The 16,156-nt window shown below is 69.6% G+C and carries 14 protein-coding genes; 8 read left to right on the top strand and 6 right to left on the bottom strand.

The window, feature by feature from the left end; all coding sequences use genetic code 11:
- Window positions 1-75 precede the first annotated feature (75 nt).
- The 5 genes from ACWGIG_RS04095 (at window position 76) to ACWGIG_RS04115 (ending at window position 5,146) form a co-directional block, all read left to right on the top strand.
- Window positions 76-711 (top strand): SCO2322 family protein, encoded by a 636-nt coding sequence (locus tag ACWGIG_RS04095; protein WP_453319960.1) that lies wholly within the window; start codon window positions 76-78, stop codon window positions 709-711.
- A complete protein-coding gene (locus ACWGIG_RS04100; protein WP_453319933.1) occupies window positions 708-1,856 on the top strand; it encodes an energy-coupling factor transporter transmembrane component T in 1,149 nt (382 codons plus the stop codon). Before ACWGIG_RS04095 ends, ACWGIG_RS04100 begins: the two co-directional genes overlap by 4 nt.
- A complete protein-coding gene (locus tag ACWGIG_RS04105) occupies window positions 1,853-3,571 on the top strand; it encodes an ABC transporter ATP-binding protein (protein ID WP_453319934.1) in 1,719 nt (572 codons plus the stop codon). The genes ACWGIG_RS04100 and ACWGIG_RS04105 overlap by 4 nt, the downstream gene beginning before the upstream one ends.
- Window positions 3,568-4,401, top strand: coding sequence for an ECF transporter S component (locus ACWGIG_RS04110; protein WP_453319935.1), 834 nt, complete (start codon window positions 3,568-3,570; stop codon window positions 4,399-4,401). The genes ACWGIG_RS04105 and ACWGIG_RS04110 overlap by 4 nt, the downstream gene beginning before the upstream one ends.
- Before the next feature lie 337 nt (window positions 4,402-4,738).
- Window positions 4,739-5,146 (top strand): aggregation-promoting factor C-terminal-like domain-containing protein, encoded by a 408-nt coding sequence (locus ACWGIG_RS04115; RefSeq protein WP_453319936.1) that lies wholly within the window; start codon window positions 4,739-4,741, stop codon window positions 5,144-5,146.
- 20 nt (window positions 5,147-5,166) lie between these two features.
- Here the strand turns inward: ACWGIG_RS04115 and ACWGIG_RS04120 are convergent, their stop codons facing one another.
- Together ACWGIG_RS04120 and ACWGIG_RS04125 are read right to left on the bottom strand one after the other, a co-directional pair.
- Complete coding sequence (locus ACWGIG_RS04120) at window positions 5,167-6,459, bottom strand: alpha/beta hydrolase family protein (RefSeq protein WP_453319937.1); 1,293 nt, start codon at window positions 6,457-6,459, stop codon at window positions 5,167-5,169.
- 132 nt (window positions 6,460-6,591) lie between these two features.
- Window positions 6,592-7,761 (bottom strand): steroid 3-ketoacyl-CoA thiolase, encoded by a 1,170-nt coding sequence (locus ACWGIG_RS04125; protein ID WP_453319938.1) that lies wholly within the window; start codon window positions 7,759-7,761, stop codon window positions 6,592-6,594.
- A gap of 167 nt (window positions 7,762-7,928) precedes the next feature.
- On the opposite strand from ACWGIG_RS04125, the gene ACWGIG_RS04130 reads away from it, so the two are divergent.
- Window positions 7,929-9,176 carry a cytochrome P450 gene (locus ACWGIG_RS04130; protein WP_453319939.1) on the top strand — a complete coding sequence of 416 codons (1,248 nt, stop codon included), beginning with the start codon at window positions 7,929-7,931 and terminating at the stop codon, window positions 9,174-9,176.
- 279 nt (window positions 9,177-9,455) lie between these two features.
- Entirely contained in the window at window positions 9,456-10,868 is a 1,413-nt protein-coding gene (gene proP, locus ACWGIG_RS04135) for a glycine betaine/L-proline transporter ProP (RefSeq protein ID WP_453319940.1), read from the top strand.
- Between the two features lie 17 nt (window positions 10,869-10,885).
- On the opposite strand, the gene ACWGIG_RS04140 is transcribed toward proP, so the two are convergent.
- From ACWGIG_RS04140 to ACWGIG_RS04150, 3 genes are all read right to left on the bottom strand, one after another.
- Window positions 10,886-11,146 carry a DUF2087 domain-containing protein gene (locus ACWGIG_RS04140; protein WP_453319941.1) on the bottom strand — a complete coding sequence of 87 codons (261 nt, stop codon included), beginning with the start codon at window positions 11,144-11,146 and terminating at the stop codon, window positions 10,886-10,888.
- Window positions 11,147-11,224: 78 nt separating this feature from the next.
- Window positions 11,225-12,313, bottom strand: coding sequence for a serpin family protein (locus ACWGIG_RS04145; protein ID WP_453319942.1), 1,089 nt, complete (start codon window positions 12,311-12,313; stop codon window positions 11,225-11,227).
- Between the two features lie 384 nt (window positions 12,314-12,697).
- Complete coding sequence (locus ACWGIG_RS04150; RefSeq protein WP_453319943.1) at window positions 12,698-12,907, bottom strand: DUF397 domain-containing protein; 210 nt, start codon at window positions 12,905-12,907, stop codon at window positions 12,698-12,700.
- Window positions 12,908-13,810: 903 nt separating this feature from the next.
- On the opposite strand from ACWGIG_RS04150, the gene ACWGIG_RS04155 reads away from it, so the two are divergent.
- Window positions 13,811-15,031: a helix-turn-helix transcriptional regulator gene (locus ACWGIG_RS04155; protein ID WP_453319944.1), complete on the top strand. Its 1,221-nt coding sequence runs from the start codon at window positions 13,811-13,813 to the stop codon at window positions 15,029-15,031.
- Window positions 15,032-15,188: 157 nt separating this feature from the next.
- Here the strand turns inward: ACWGIG_RS04155 and ACWGIG_RS04160 are convergent, their stop codons facing one another.
- The gene (locus tag ACWGIG_RS04160) at window positions 15,189-16,124 is read right to left on the bottom strand and encodes a major capsid protein (RefSeq protein ID WP_453319945.1); all 936 of its coding nucleotides are present in this window, start codon (window positions 16,122-16,124) and stop codon (window positions 15,189-15,191) included.
- Window positions 16,125-16,156 lie beyond the last annotated feature (32 nt).

Here is a 16,156-nt window from a genome sequence, read left to right on the forward strand (position 1 = left end):
ACGGCCGCACTGTTCGCCCTGGCGCCGACCGCGCAGGCAGCACCGACTGCGCAGGCCGCGACGGCTGCTCAGGCCGTGCAGGCCGCCGACGCCTCCTCCGTCTCCGACGCCTCCTCCTCCGGGTACCGCTACTGGTCGTTCTGGGAGCGCGACGGCTCCCAGTGGTCGTACGCGACCCAGGGCGCGTCCACCACCCACCCGGCTGACGGTGCCGTGCAGGGATTCCGGTTCGCCGTGAGCCAGGACTCGAAGGACGCGGCCAAGCCGCGCGGGAACGCCGACTTCGGTGCCGCCTGCGCGAAGACCCCCGCCAAGGAAGGCACCAAGCGGATCGCTCTCGTCCTCGACTTCGGCACGGCCGCCGATGCCCCCGCCGGTGAGCAGCCGCCCGCGCCCCGCACCGTATGTGCGCAGGTCGAGACGGATGCGACGACTGCCGAGGCGCTCGCGGACGTGGCGAAGCCGCTGCGGTACAACAACGCGGCGCTGCTGTGCGCGATCGCCGGTTACCCGAAGGCCGGATGCGCGGAGCAGGTGTCGGGCAAGTCCTCGGCCGCGGCTTCGCCCTCGGCCGCTGCTTCCGATTCCGGTTCCGCCGCGGGCCAGGGCGAGAGCGACGGCGGTCCGTCCGCCGGGCTGATCGTCGGGTTCGCGGCCGTCCTGCTGCTCGGCGGGGCCGCCGTGTGGCAGGCACGCCGCCGCCGGGGATGAGCACAGTCGTTTCGGGTCTGCGCGCCCCCGCCGCGGGCCGCAGCAACGCGCTGCACGCCGGGGCCTGGTGGCTGTGGGCGCTCGGTCTTGCCACCGCCGCGTCCCGGACCACCAATCCGCTGCTGCTCGCTCTGCTGGTCGGGGTCGCCGGATACGTGGTCGCCGCACGCCGCACCGACGCGCCGTGGGCGCGGTCGTACGGGGCGTTCGTCAAGCTCGGGCTGATGGTGCTGGTGATCCGGCTGGTGTTCTCGGTGTTCCTGGGATCGCCCATTCCGGGGCAGCACGTGCTGTTCGCGCTGCCCGAGGTGCCGCTGCCCGACTGGGCGAAGGGCGTGCGGCTCGGCGGGAAGGTGACCGCCGAGCAGCTGGTCTTCGCGCTGTACGACGGGCTGAAGCTGGCCACCCTGCTGATCTGCGTGGGCGCCGCGAACGCGCTCGCCAACCCGGCGCGGCTGCTGAAGTCCCTGCCCGGTGCGCTCTACGAGGCGGGGGTGGCCGTGGTCGTCGCGATGACCTTCGCGCCGAACATGGTCTCCGACGTCGTCCGACTGCGGACCGCCCGGCGGCTGCGCGGCCGGCCCACCGGCGGCGTGAAGGCAGTGCTCCAGATCGGCCTTCCGGTACTGGAGGGCGCGCTGGAGCGGTCCGTGGCACTGGCCGCCTCGATGGACGCCCGGGGGTACGGGCGGACCGCCCAGGTGCCGCCCGCCGTACGGCACTTGACGACCGCGCTCACCCTGGGCGGACTGCTCGGTGTGTGCGCCGGGACGTACGGACTGCTCGCTGCCGAGGGCGCCGGTTACGGGCTGCCGGTGCTGCTGATCGGGCTCGTCGCCGCCATGGCCGGGCTCCGGCTCGGCGGCCGGCGCAGCGTGCGCACCCGGTACCGGCCGGACCGGTGGGGGGTGCGGGCCTGGCTGGTCGCCGGGTCGGGGGCGGCCGTGGCGGGGCTGATGATCTGGGCCGCTTCGTACGATCCCGGGGCCCTGCACCCGGGGGTGCTGCCGCTGGTGGCGCCCGAGTTCCCGGTGTGGCCCGCGCTGTCGGTGCTGGTCGGACTACTGCCCGCGTTCGTGGCCCCCGTGCCCGCGGCGCCGACCGCTTCGAAAGAAGCCACTGCTTCGAGAGAGAACGTGAAGTGATCCGGTTCGAGAACGTCTCCGTCCGGTACGACGGCGCCGACGCCCCCGCGCTCCAGGGCGTCGACCTCACCGTCCCCGAAGGGGAGCTGGTGCTGCTCGTCGGCCCGTCCGGAGTCGGCAAGTCGACACTGCTCGGTGCGGTGTCCGGTCTGGTGCCGCACTTCACCGGGGGCACGCTGACCGGCCGGGTCACCGTCGACGGCCGCGACACCCGCACCCACAAGCCGCGCGAACTCGCGGACCTGGTCGGCACGGTCGGCCAGGACCCCCTCTCCCACTTCGTCACCGACACCGTCGAGGACGAGCTGGCGTACGGCATGGAGTCACTGGGCGTCGCCCCCGACGTGATGCGGCGGCGCGTCGAGGAGACCCTCGACCTGCTCGGCCTCGCCGACCTGCGGGACCGCCCGATCGCCACTCTCTCCGGCGGCCAGCAGCAGCGCGTCGCCATCGGATCCGTCCTCACCACCCATCCCAAGGTCCTCGTCCTCGACGAGCCGACGTCCGCCCTGGACCCGGCAGCCGCCGAGGAGGTCCTGGCGGTGCTCCAGCGGCTCGTCCACGACCTGGGCACGACCGTGCTGATGGCCGAGCACCGCCTGGAGCGGGTCGTGCAGTACGCCGACCAGGTCGTCCTGCTGCCCGGTCCCTCTCTCGCCCCGGTGATGGGCGAGAGCACGGAGATCATGGCGGTGTCCCCCGTCTTCCCGCCCGTGGTGGGTCTGGGGCGGCTGGCCGGCTGGTCGCCGCTGCCGCTGTCCGTACGGGACGCCCGGCGCAAGGCTGTCGCACTGCGGGCCGAGCTGGCGGACCGTACGCCTGCCGCTGTCGTCCCCGCGCCCGACGCACCGCCCGTCGCCGAGACGGCCGGGCTCTCGCTGCGCCGGGGCCGCGTCGAGGCCCTGCGGAACGTGACCCTGTCCGTGCGCCCCGGGGAGACGGTGGCCCTCATGGGGCGCAACGGGGCAGGGAAATCAACCCTGTTGAACACCCTGGTCGGCATGCACGGGCCGTCGTCGGGCCGGGTCCTGGTCGGCGGCCGTGTTCCCGCGAAGACCTCGCCGCGCGAGATGGTGCGGCGGGTGGGCCTCGTACCGCAGGAACCGCGCGACCTGCTGTACGCGGACACGGTCTCCGCCGAGTGCGCCGCCGCCGACCACGACGCGGGCGCGGAACCCGGCACCTGCCGGGCGCTGGTGAGCGCGCTGCTGCCGGACGTCCCCGACTCCACCCACCCGCGCGACCTGTCGGAGGGACAGCGCCTCGCGCTCGCCCTCGCCCTCGTACTGACCGGGAAGCCTCCTCTCCTGCTGCTCGACGAGCCGACGCGCGGTCTGGACTACGCGGCGAAGGCCCGGCTGGTCAAGATCCTGCGCGGGCTGACGGCGGACGGTCACGCCCTGGTGCTGGCCACCCACGACGTGGAGCTGGCCGCCGAACTGGCACACCGGGTGGTGATCCTCGCGGACGGAGAGGTCGTCGCGGACGGCCCGACCCCGGAAGTGGTGGTCTCCTCTCCCTCCTTCGCACCGCAGGTGGCGAAGGTCCTCGCCCCGCAGGAGTGGCTGACCGTGTCCCAGGTGGCACACGCACTGGGCCGGGACCTTCCGGGTCGGGATGCGCAGGGCCCCGATACACCGGGTCGGGATGCGCAGGGCCCGGACGCACCGGGTCGGGATGCCCAGGGCCCGGACGCACCGGAGGGCGCGCGGTGAGCGCCGTCCGGCCTGTGCGGCTCGGGCCCCGGTCCGTCGCCGCGCTCGTACTGGTCAGCCTGGTCGGGGTGATCGCCTTCGGGTGGCCGCTGCTCGCCGACTCGGCGGCCGGGCTCGCGCACTCCAAGGACGCGCCGTGGCTGTTCGCCGCACTGCTGCCGCTGCTGGTCGCGGTGGTGGTGGCGACGATCTCCGACTCGGGTCTCGACGCGAAGGCCGTCGCGATGCTGGGGGTGCTCGCCGCCGTGGGTGCGGCGCTGCGCCCGCTCGGGGCGGGGACGGCCGGACTGGAGCCGATGTTCTTCCTGATGGTGCTGAGCGGTCGGGTGCTGGGGCCCGGCTTCGGTTTCGTCCTCGGGTCGGTCACGATCTTCGCCTCCGCTCTGCTCACCGGTGGGGTGGGGCCGTGGATGCCCTTCCAGATGCTCGCCATGGGCTGGTTCACGATGGGTGCGGGGCTGCTGCCCGGCTGGGAGCGGCTGCGCGGGCGGGGCGAGCTGGTGCTGCTCGCCCTGTACGGGGCGGCTGCCGCCTTCTTCTACGGCACGGTCATGAACCTCCAGGGCTGGACGTACATCGGAGGCCTGTCCACCGGTGTCTCCTTCGTACCGGGCGACCCGCTGCACGAGAACCTGGTCCGCTTCCTCGCGTACTGTCTGGCCACCTCGGTGGGCTGGGACCTGGGCCGGGCGGTCCTCACGGTCGTCCTGACACTGACGGTCGGCCCGGCCCTGCTGAAGGCACTGCGCCGGGCGACCAGGCGGGCCGCCTTCGAAGCACCGGTCGTCTTCGAGGCACCGCTCGCCACCGAGGTGCCGCCCAAGCCGTAGCCGGCCGATTCCGCTCCGTACTCAACAGGGTCCCGGTGGTGTGAAGCGAGCCATAGGACTTTGGTCCTTCACTATCCCGGGTAGTGGACCGCCCGACCCCTCACCGACCCCTTCCTCACCCCTTCTGAGCTGGGGTGTTCCTCCGGGTGCGAAGTCGGGCCGTTCTGCCCACGCTGCCGCTTCCACTAGTAAGAGGGGTGTTTGCGGGGCCGGGCCACGGCTGCTTCATTGGTGGAGTCGCAGGGCGCCGGACGGTTCCGCTTTCCGCCGGGGCGCCCCTCCCCCAAGCTTCGGGCTTCGGGTGCGGCAGTCCCGTCCCCGACGTTAGGCCCCCTTCGTGTCGTTCGCTTTCATCAGCCGTTTCACCGCTCGCCAGAAGACCGTCGTCGTCGGCGCCACCGCCCTGCTGGGTGCTGCGGGTGCCGTTTTCGGAGCTTCTTCCCCGGCAGCGGCGGCCCCCTCGTCCGCCAAGGACGTGGCCCGGCAGATGATGCCCGCGGCCCAGTACCAGTGCTTCAGCAACATCGTGTCGCAGGAGTCGGGCTGGAACCACCACGCCACCAACACCTCCTCCGGTGCGTACGGCCTGGTCCAGGCACTCCCCGCGTCGAAGATGTCCTCGGCAGGCGCGGACTGGAAGGAAAACCCGAAGACCCAGATCAAGTGGGGTCTGGACTACATGAACGACCGCTACGGCAGCCCGTGTGGCGCGTGGGACTTCTGGCAGCAGAACCACTGGTACTAGTCCTTACCGAGAACCAAGCCCTACCGGTCCAGTGCCACGAACCACCGCGCCGTCTGCGGTACGGACTTCTTGAAGGCCCCGAAGTGGTCGACCTTTCCCTGGTCGACCACCGGGGCCTTCACCCCGTTTCCTGCCAGGTCGGCGGCACAGGTGCGCGCGTTGCCGATCGGGACGTCGGTGTCGCCGGACGAGGTGTACAGCCGCACCGGCACCCTGGGCTTCCAGTCGCAGGTGCCGTCGTTGGCCTCGATCGCCTTGAGGAGTGCGCCACCGGGGTGGCGCATCTGCTCGTAGAAGTCGGGGGTGAGGAGCTCCTTCAGCGTGCCGGGGAGGTTCTTGGCGACGTCCTCCTCGGTGTGCCGGGTGTCGAAGAGCTCCTCGACGACCTTGGCGTAGGGCTGGCGGAAGACCTCGGCGGGATCCTTGTAGAGGGGGTGGATCCGGTTCTGGGCGGTGAGGAAGTACGAGGTGTAGAAGAGGCCGCTCATCGGGTTGACCCGGCCGTCGTACAGCGCCGGTATCTCCGTGCCGCCCAGGTCGTACGGTCCGGCGACGGGGGCGAGGGCCTTCAGCCGGAAGTGCCGGTCCCCGCCGGTGCTGCCCGTGCCCCGGGCCAGCTCGCGGCCGAGCGCCATCGCGACCTGGCCGCCCTGTGAGAAGCCGGTGGCGTAGACGTCGCCGCTCAGCGGTCGGCCGAGCTGCTTCGCGGCCTGACGGGAGGCGCGCAGCATGTCGACCGTGGCGGTGACGGCGGACTTGGTGTCCATGTACGGGTGCGGGCCGGGCCCCTTGCCGAGCCCGAGGTAGTCGGGGGCCGCGACCGCCCGGCCCGTACTCGCGTACAGGTAGGGCGAGAGGCGGCCGAAGTCGTCGCCCACCGACGGGGCGTAGTCGCGGTGGACCATGGTGCCGTGCGTGTCGGAGACGACCGGCAGCCGGCGGTCGCCGCCCTTGGGCAGCCCCCTGGGCAGCACGAACAGTCCGGTGGCCGTGGTCGGGGCGCCCTGCGGCGTCACCGTCCGGTACGTCAGCCGGTACGCGGCGAGGCCGTACCGCACCAGCCGCGCGTCCGCCTCGACGCCTCTCTTGGTGACGAACGCGGCGACCTCGCCCCGGTCCAGCTCTCCGAGCGGAGTGACGGAGAGCAGTGCACCCCGATCGGCGTGCTTGCCGGCGGATGCCGTGGCGGTGGATGCCGTGGTGACGGGTGCCGTGGTGGCGGGTGCCGTGGCCGCCAGCGCCGGAGCTGCTGCGAGCCCGGCGAGAGCAACGACGGTGACCAGTGCGGTGGTTACAGTGCGTGTCTGCTTCATGTCTCGACAGTAGGTACACCGCTGATCCACCACCATGCGGCTGGCCGCACTGTTGAGGTGCGCTCAACACCACCCCCAAACTGCGGCATACCGCACAGCGCCCCGTAACCGCGCACGCCCCCGCACGCGCCCTCACAGCCGCTGAATGATCGTCCCCGTCGCCAGCGCCCCGCCCGCGCACATCGTGATCAGCGCGAACTCCTTGTCCCTGCGCTCCAGTTCGTGCAGCGCCGTGGTGATCAGCCGGGCCCCTGTCGCGCCCACGGGGTGGCCGAGCGCGATGGCGCCGCCGTTCACATTGACCTTCTCCAGGTCCTGCTCGAAGACCTGTCCCCAGCTCAGCACCACGGACGCGAAAGCCTCGTTGATCTCGACGAGGTCGATGTCCTTGAGGGACATGCCCGCCTTGCCGAGCACCGCCCGCGTCGCGTCGATCGGCCCGTCCAGGTGGTAGTGCGGGTCGGATCCGACCAGCGCCTGTGCGACGATCCGCGCCCGCGCCTTGAGCTTGAGCGCCCGCGCCATCCGCTTCGACGCCCACATGACGGCGGACGCGCCGTCGGATATCTGCGAGGAGTTGCCCGCGGTGTGCACGGCCGTGGGCATCACCGGCTTCAGCACGCCCAAGGCCTCCATCGACGTGTCCCGCAGCCCCTCGTCGCGGTCGACGAGCCGCCACATGCCCTGCCCCGCGGCCTGCTCCTCCTCGTTCGTCGGCACCTGCACGGCGAACGTCTCCCGCTTGAAGCGCTCCTCCGCCCAGGCGGTCGCCGCCCGCTCCTGCGACAGCAGGCCCAGCGAGTCGACCCGTTCACGGGTCAGCCCCCGGTGCCTGGCGATCCGCTCGGCCGCCTCGAACTGGTTGGGCAGATCCACGTTCCACTCGTCCGGGAACGGCTTGCCGGGACCGTGCTTGGAGCCGCTGCCCAGCGGCACCCGGCTCATCGCCTCGACCCCGCAGCCGATGCCGATGTCGATGACTCCGGCCGCAATCATGTTCGCGACCATGTGGTTGGCCTGCTGCGAGGAGCCGCACTGACAGTCGACGGTGGTCGCCGCCGTCTCGTACGGAAGCCCCATCGCCAGCCATGCGTTGCGCACCGGGTTCATCGACTGCTCGCCGGCGTGCGTGACGGTGCCGCCGACGACCTGCTCGACGCAGTCGGCGGGGATGGCGGTGCGGCCGAGCAGCTCCCGGTAGGTCTCACCGAGCAGATAGGCGGGGTGCAGGTTGGCGAGCGCGCCCCCGCGTTTGCCGATGGGGGTGCGTACGGCTTCGACGATGACGGGTTCCGCGGCCATGAGCTCGTCCTCTTCTCACCAGAATTAGTACGCGTTCTAGTTCTCTGGTCAGTCTCGTGAAGAACGGCCCGAGTGCGCAAGGGTCTTGCCACTTGTAGAACTCGTTACTACCTTGCGGTCAACTTCTGATGGGTCGTCAGACAAGTCTCAGTGACAGGGAGTCGCCGATGTCCTGCCCCGTCCTCCCCGAAGGGTTCGACTTCACCGATCCCGACGTCCTCCAAGCCGGCGTGCCCCTCCCCGAGTTCGCGGCGATGCGGCAGACCGCGCCCGTCTGGTGGTGCGCGCAGACGCCCGGAATCTCCGGGTTCGACGACGCCGGCTACTGGGTGGTGACGCGGCACGAGGACGTCAAGTACGTCTCCACGCACCCCGAGCTGTTCTCCTCGAACACCAACACCGCCGTGATCCGCTTCAACGAGTCGATCAGCCGCGACCAGATCGAGGTCCAGAAGCTGATCATGCTGAACATGGACCCGCCGGAGCACACCCGGGTCCGCCAGATCGTGCAGCGCGGCTTCACCCCGCGCGCCATCCGCTCCCTGGAGGGCGCGCTGCGCGACCGGGCGGGAAAGATCGTCGAGGCCGCGGTGGCGGAGGCCCAGAAGGGCGACGGCACCTTCGACTTCGTCACGAACATCGCCGTGGAGCTCCCCCTGCAGGCGATCGCCGAGCTCATCGGCGTACCGCAGGAGGACCGCAGCAAGATCTTCGACTGGTCCAACAAGATGGCGGCGTACGACGACCCCGAGTACGCGATCACCGAAGAGGTCGGCGCCGAGGCGGCCATGGAGATCGTGTCGTACGCGATGAACCTGGCGGCGGCCCGCAAGGAGTGCCCGGCCAAGGACATCGTGTCGCAGCTGGTGGCGGCGGAGGGCGACGGGAACCTGGCCTCCGACGAGTTCGGCTTCTTCGTGATCCTGCTGGCCGTGGCCGGCAACGAGACCACTCGCAACGCCATCAGCCACGGCATGCACGCCTTCCTCACCCACCCCGAGGAGTGGGAGCTCTACAAGAGGGAGCGCCCGGAGACGACCGCCGAGGAGATCGTGCGCTGGGCGTCGCCGATCGTGTCCTTCCAGCGGACCGCGACGCAGGACCTGGAGCTGGGCGGGCAGCCGATCAAGGAGGGCGACCGGGTCGGGATGTTCTACTCCTCCGCCAACTACGACCCGGAGGTCTTCGAGGAGCCGGAGAAGTTCGACATCACCCGCGACCCGAATCCGCACCTGGGCTTCGGCGGCGGAGGTCCGCACTTCTGCCTCGGCAAGTCCCTCGCGGTCCTGGAGATCAACCTGATCTTCAACGCCCTCGCGGACGCGCTCCCCGACCTGCACCTGGCGGGCGACCCGCGACGGCTGCGCTCGGCCTGGCTGAACGGAATCAAGGAGCTCCGGGTCAGGGCCTCCTGACTCCAGGAGCTCTGCGGTTTCACGCATTCCATGGGACATGGATCACATCAAGGTGGGTGATTTGGGACCTGCGGAAGCGCCGTTTGCCCAGGTGGGAGGAGGTTCAGGCGCCATCGGGTGATCATGAATGCACTGAGTGCAAAGGGCAACTAAATGCTTATGGTCTGATTTGGGTCGCCTCGCCACGTGGGGCGACCCCTGTCTTTCCCCCTCAGCTGTTGCCCGGGGGCGGACCGCTGTCCACCTTCCCCCACCCAGAAAGTGCAGGCGAGAGAATCCGTGCCGGCGCCCACCTCCGCCGCCCCCCGGTCAGCGCCCCTGACCAAAGCCGCTGACACTCCCGTCACCGTCACCGATCCGGCCATGGTCAAGCGGGCCGTGAAGGCGGCTGCCCTCGGCAACGCCATGGAATGGTTCGACTTCGGCGTCTACAGCTACATCGCGGTCACCCTCGGAAAGGTCTTCTTCCCGGGCGGCAACGCCACCGCGCAGCTGCTGTCGACGTTCGGCGCGTTCGCCGCGGCGTTCCTGGTGCGGCCCGTCGGCGGCATGGTCTTCGGCCCGCTCGGCGACCGGGTCGGCCGCCAGAAGGTCCTCGCCCTCACCATGATCATGATGGCGTCCGGCACCTTCGCCATCGGCCTGATCCCGTCCTTCGACTCGATCGGCCTGTGGGCCCCGGCGCTGCTCTTCGCGGCCCGCCTGGTGCAGGGCTTCTCGACGGGCGGTGAGTACGGCGGCGCCTCGACCTTCATCGCCGAGTACGCCCCGGACAAGAAGCGCGGCTTCCTGGGCAGCTGGCTGGAGTTCGGCACGCTCGCCGGTTACATCGGCGGCGCCGGTCTGGTCACCCTGCTGACGGCGCTGCTGAGCTCCGACGACCTGATCTCCTGGGGCTGGCGCATCCCGTTCCTGATCGCGGGCCCGATGGGCATCGTCGGCCTCTACCTGCGGCTCCGGCTGGAGGAGACCCCGGCGTTCGCGGCGCTGGAGAAGGAGGCGAGCGCCAAGCAGCAGGAGCGGAAGAAGGTCTCCCTCAAGGAGACGGTGGTCGGCCAGTGGCGGGCGATGCTCCTGTGCGTCGGCCTGGTGCTCGTCTTCAACGTCACCGACTACATGCTGCTGTCGTACATGCCGACGTACCTGACCGAGCAGCTGAAGTACGACGCCACGCACGGCCTGCTCGTCATCCTGTGCGTGATGGCGCTGATGATGTGCGTCCAGCCCTTCGCGGGCCGCCTGAACGACCGCGTCGGCCACCGCCCGGTGATCGCCGCCGGCTGTGTCGGCTTCCTGGTGCTGTCCATTCCTGCGCTGCTGCTGATCCGCCAGGGCAGCCTGCTCGCGATCGGTCTGGGCACGGCGGCACTGGGTCTGCTGCTGGTCTGCTTCACGTCGTCGATGCCGTCCACGCTGCCCGCGCTGTTCCCGACCAAGGTGCGCTACGGCTCGCTGTCGATCGGCTTCAACATCTCGGTGTCGATCTTCGGCGGTACGACACCGCTGGTCGTCACGGCGCTCATCGGCGCGACCGGCGACCTCTTGATGCCCGCGTACTACATGATGGCCGCGGCCGTCGTCGGCGGCATCGCGGTGTTCTTCATGACGGAGAGCGCCCGCCGCCCGCTGCCCGGCTCCCCGCCGTCCGTCGAGACGGAGGCCGAGGCCGACGCACTGCGCGCCGCCGCGTAACCCTCTGTCAGGTGCGCCTACGCGCCGACCCGGTGGTAACTGCTACCGTCCTTCGTACGGGACAGGAAGCCGCCCTCGACGAGATAGCGGCGCAGCGCCGAACAGTCCTCGTGCACCGTCCTGATCGCGTCGTTGACCTCGCGCTCGGTGTAGTCGCGGCCGGAGACGAAGAGGGTCCCGGCCAGATGCGCGAGCAACTGCGCGCGGCGGGCGGGCTTGCGCGGTACGGACGTGAGCCGCCCGTCGGAGAAGAACGCCTCGACACCTTGACCCGCCACGGATGACTCCCCGCCTCTGCTTCGACGATGAACACGTACCACGAAGAACACGTACGACAACGAACACGAGGTTCCGTTCTAGCTGGTGGGGGCGCCCTCCTGCCACGCAATAAACAGCGGGACCTCCCCGCTCGCGTCGAGCACGACGATCCCGAAGGGGCGCTCGAAGCGGATCGTCTCGGTACGCCGCGGAGGCGGTGCGGCGCCGGCCGCCATCGGCACCACGGTCACCGCGGCGGCCTCCACCCCCTCCTCGGCGACCTTGATGACGGCTTCCTGCACCACCCGTGAGACGGCGAGGGGCTCCGGGGACATCCCGGAGAAGTCTGCGGCTGCCGTGACCGCCCGGCGGATGCCCAAAGCGGCCAGTCCGCCGGTCACTTCGACGGTCGTACGGAGCGAGAGCCGCGGCAGCTCGATCGCCACGAGGTCGGTGTCGAGCGGCGCCCGGTCCGTCGGCCCGGCCCACCCGGCGGGCAGGACGTCCCGGGGTCCTGCCCCCTCCGCCCCCAGCAGGAACCGCACCCTGGCCGGGGCGCCGCCCTGCTCCACACGGCAGCGCAGCTCCACCACCCTGCTCGGGCCGACCGTCCAGGCGTCCGCGAGCGGAACCCCCTTGCGCATGGTCGGCACCCGGTGACGTATCCCCGCGGCATCGGTGAAGTCCCGCTCCAGCGTCGCCCGGGGCTCGAAGGGGGACTCCCAACGGGCCTTCAGCGCAAGGGCGTTGACGACGGCGAGCAGGACGTCGTCCCCCAGCCGCACGGGCAGCCGCTCGACCAGGCCCCCCGTCACGGCCCGCACCCAGTCGTCGATCTCCGCCGGATCGAGCCGCCCCACCGCCACCCCGGGCAGCGCCTCCTGGAACTCGCGGTGCACCGGCACCCTGCTCCACACACAGGTCGCCACCCCGAGCGCGTCGGTGCCGCCGAGCACACGGCCCGCCTCCTCCACCGCCTTCGCCGCGTCCTGCCCCGCGCACCCCAGCAACTGCCGCAGCTCGTCGGCGGTCTCGCCCTTCGCCCCTGCCGCCACCACTGCCAGCGCCAGCCACAGCCCGGCCGGCGACCGCACGAAGCTCCCGTCCCCCTTCCCCGCCCCGGTCCCGTCCCCGTCCAGCCCGAGCCACCGCTCGGCGAACCGCCTGATCTCCGCCCCGTCCCGCACGGCCGTCCCCCCGTCTCTCCCACTCTCCGCACCCAAGATCCCCGGACCAACGACACTACCGACGCCCACTGACAACGGGACCTGGACGGGCTCACGCCCACCGCCCCTGCCCCATTCGGGGCCGTTGTGAAGCCTCAGGGGCGAAGCCCCGACCACCTGCCCGGGGAGCCGGGATGGGCAGGGGGCGGGGCAGCTTGCTGGGCTAGTGCGTCCGTGGCCGGATGGGGGCGCGGGTCGTCGGGTTGCGCAACGACCACAAGCCCCGGCAGGCGGGCAGCCTCAGCCCGAAGTGGGTCCCACACTCGGCACACCACGGCAACCCGCTGCCCGGGTCCGTGAGGCACTCAGCGGCGCAGCGCGGGCACTTCTCCATCGGGCCTTCTCTCAGATGCTCAGGTCGAACTCTCCGGCCTTGATAGCATCCGCGAGCGTGACCCACTGTTCCGGCGTCATCGTGACGACGGTGTCCGGCCGCTCGCTGTCCCTCAGCGCCACGACGCCGGGAACGTTGGTCGCCACCTGGGGGCAGTTGTCAACCCGAGCGTCACGGCAGGCTGCCGCAGCGGAGAACTCGAATTCCGGTACCGAGGTCATGATGCCAATCCCTTCGCTGTACGGGCGGGGATTCGGTCCCCGTACCGTCGTACAACCCGCCCCGGTCACTCGACCTGTCCTAGGGATCTGACCAACCAGGGCGGGGGCTTGGGCCCGTTCCGGCGGATCTCTCGGTGTCTGGCGGTCCCGTCCGCCGGAACAGGGGCTAGAGGGTCGGGTCAGCGAGCAATGCGCCCAACACGAATCCGATGGAGCAGGAGATCAGGAAGAACAGCAACGGCCCCACGTACGCAGCGATGGCGTTTCGTAAGCCCCTCATCTCGTGTCCCGGGGCCACATGCCCTTACTGCCGTTCTGGCACCCGGGGCAGGCAACCTCGCCGTTCTCGTTCCGGCAGTGCCCGCAACCACCGAACCCGGCGCACTCGGGACACCACACGCGGCCCTTGCCGATGCACAGCCCGCAGAAGGACGTGGGCTTCACGGGCGCGGGTTCGATTCTCGCGGTCACGTGAGCCTCCTACTCCGCTTGTTGACCTCTGCCAGCTTTGCGCTCAGGTCCGCAGCGGTAGGTGAACTCGCGACCTGCGTACGGGAGTTGAAGTCTGGGCAACGCGTGCTCCCGCACTCGCAACGGGGCCACGTGAGAACGGAGGACGGCGGGAGGTCTGCGCCGTCTGCCGACTCAGGCGTAAACCGCCAGAACGTGCCTTCCACCGTCGGGGGAATCCCCGTTTCCCTGGGTTCTTGCACTGGCTTGCTGATCAACTCCCACAGCCTCCCTGCCCGGAATCGGACCCTCTGTGTACGCATCCAGCGAAGGGCCACAGCTTGATCAACACCACCGCAGAAAGGCCGCACTTGCGCCTCATCTGGGCCTCAGATCGGCCGCGCTGGCTAGGCTGACTTGGGCGAACGGAATCCGGAGGGAGAGGGGCCAACTATGACCACCAGGCGGCGTAAGCTCGCGGAACGGCGTAGGGCGTGCGGGTTCAATCAAGAACGGTTCGCGGAAGCGGCCGGGGTGGACCGCTCAACCGTCCAGCGCTGGGAGAGCGGGGAAACCGGCCCTCAGCCGTGGCAGCGCCCCAAGATCGCTAAAGTGCTGCGAGTTACGGCGTCCGAACTCGATCTACTTCTTACTCCAGATGCCTTCGTGCCCGCACTGCCGTCTAGCCCGTGGCTCGCTGTTCCAACACCGACCACTGACGACGAATTCGAGGCGCTGGAACTAGCCCGCCGCGTGGGGGCAAGCGACGTCGGAACAGGCACCCTCGAAAGGCTTGAACACGCCTTCGATGAACTGGCCATGAAATACCCGGTGTCTCCGCCGCAAGACCTCTTGGAACGTGTGCGAAGGAATTCCTCCTACGTCGCACATCTCATGAATGCGCGCATGACACTCGGCGAACAGCGCCGGCTGTTTGTCGTTGGCGGATGGTTCCAGCTCCTCGGCGCAACACTGCACATCGACCTACACCAGGACGACGCAGCAACCGCCCGATTGCAGACGGCCGCAACACTCGCCCAGCACGCCGACCACCCGGAGATCCAAGCGTGGTGTTATGAAACGGACGCTTGGCGCGTTCTCACAGAGGGCGATTACGACCGCGCATTGGAGCTGTCCCTAGTCGCACAACAGCTCGCACCTGGCGGTAGCTCTGTGGCCATCCAGTCGATGGCTCAGGAAGGGCGAGCACGAGCACGCCTAGGGGATGCGAAGGGGACCTATGCAGCTATCGACAGGGTCCAACTCATGTCGAATTCACTCGTTCCCCGAAAGGGGCGGGAGCATCACTACGAGTACGACACTGGGAAAACCCTCTCGTACACAGCGACGACGCTGGCATGGATCGGTGACCCTTCCGCCGAAATACACGCGCGGGAAGTGATCGCCAAACTGTCGCCCGCTGACGACGTCGAGAAGTGGCCGCGTCGTGTCGCGTCCGCGAACATCGACTTGGCCTTGGCGCTGGTGGGCGGTGACCGATTGGATGAAGCGTGCAATGCAGCTCAGCGGGCGATCCTCTCCGGGCGGGTGGTGCCCTCGAATCACTGGCGCGCGCTGGAAGTAGTGACGGCAGTTGAGGCACGGCAGTTGCCGGAAGCCTCCGACCTGCGAGAGGCATACCAAGGCCTGAAGGCGATCGAGCGGGGCAACTGAGTTTGGGCGGCCCCATAAGCCCGTGCACAGCGAGAGCGGCCACGACGCCCCGGTCCCCCAGCGCACCGTTGCAAAGCCCCTCCCCCTAACAGAAATGCCAAAAGCCCCCGTCCCGCCGCCCCGGAGGGTGACGAGCACGGGGGCTCTGTGGTGCGGGTTAGCCGTTGAGGACGTTGGTCAGGCGTGCGGCTGCCTTGCCGCTGAACAGTGCGATGCCGCAGTAGAAGTCAATGCGGGTGCGGAAGACGGGCTTGTCGTGGGCTTCACCCAAGTCGGTCGTCTGGACACCGCCGTTGGTGAGGCCGGACACTCCGGCGTCGGCTTCGGTGGTCCCGAACCGCACGGCGTAGATGTCTCCGGTTTCCTTGCCGCCCGTTCCTGCGGTGAGGGGCAGTACGTCGGTGCCGTCCAAGCGCTGCCCCGCGTCCAGCAGCGGGATGCCGTTCCACATCAGGGCGCGCTTGCCGGCGATCTCGTTCACCATGAGTTCGCCTCCGCCGAGCCGCCGGATCCCGGACACAATCTTGGCGCGGATCGCCGCGTTCATGTACAGCGCGCCGTTCGTGCCGCTGAGCCCGCGTACCTGGTTGGCGAGTGCGTCGAGGGTGTCGAAGAAGTCGTGGCCTCCGGCGACCGGTCCGACCCCCTTGGCATCGAATACCTGCCGCCCGATCAGCCGCTTTCGCAGACCGTCGAACCCCTTCGGGTCCACCATGACGTCCCCGTTGAAGAACTGGTCCGCGAAGTGGATGGACGCGGCCTTGACCTTCATGGCGGTCTGCACGGCGCGCTGGTCGTTGATGTTGCCCCGGGTCTGGACGATGAACTTGTCCAGGTCGGCGTCACCACCGAGGATCGCCAGCGTCTCCACTCTCTGGGCAAGGGTGCCGGTGCTCTCCGGGTACGGCTCATTGACCGCACGGAAAGACACACCGGGGAGCGTGGATTCCTCGTTGTACTTGTAGCTGTTACCCACGACCGGTATGAGCGGGAGCCGGTCAAGGATCGGGGATTCCTGCACGAACGTTTCGATGACACCGCGCTGAAGCTGGTCGGTGGAGAGCTTCGCGGATTCAGCAAGAGTAAGAGTCAAGGCCAATTCTCCGTTGATTAAGGGTGGTTGTT

Source organism: Streptomyces sp. NPDC054863 (assembly GCF_053610825.1).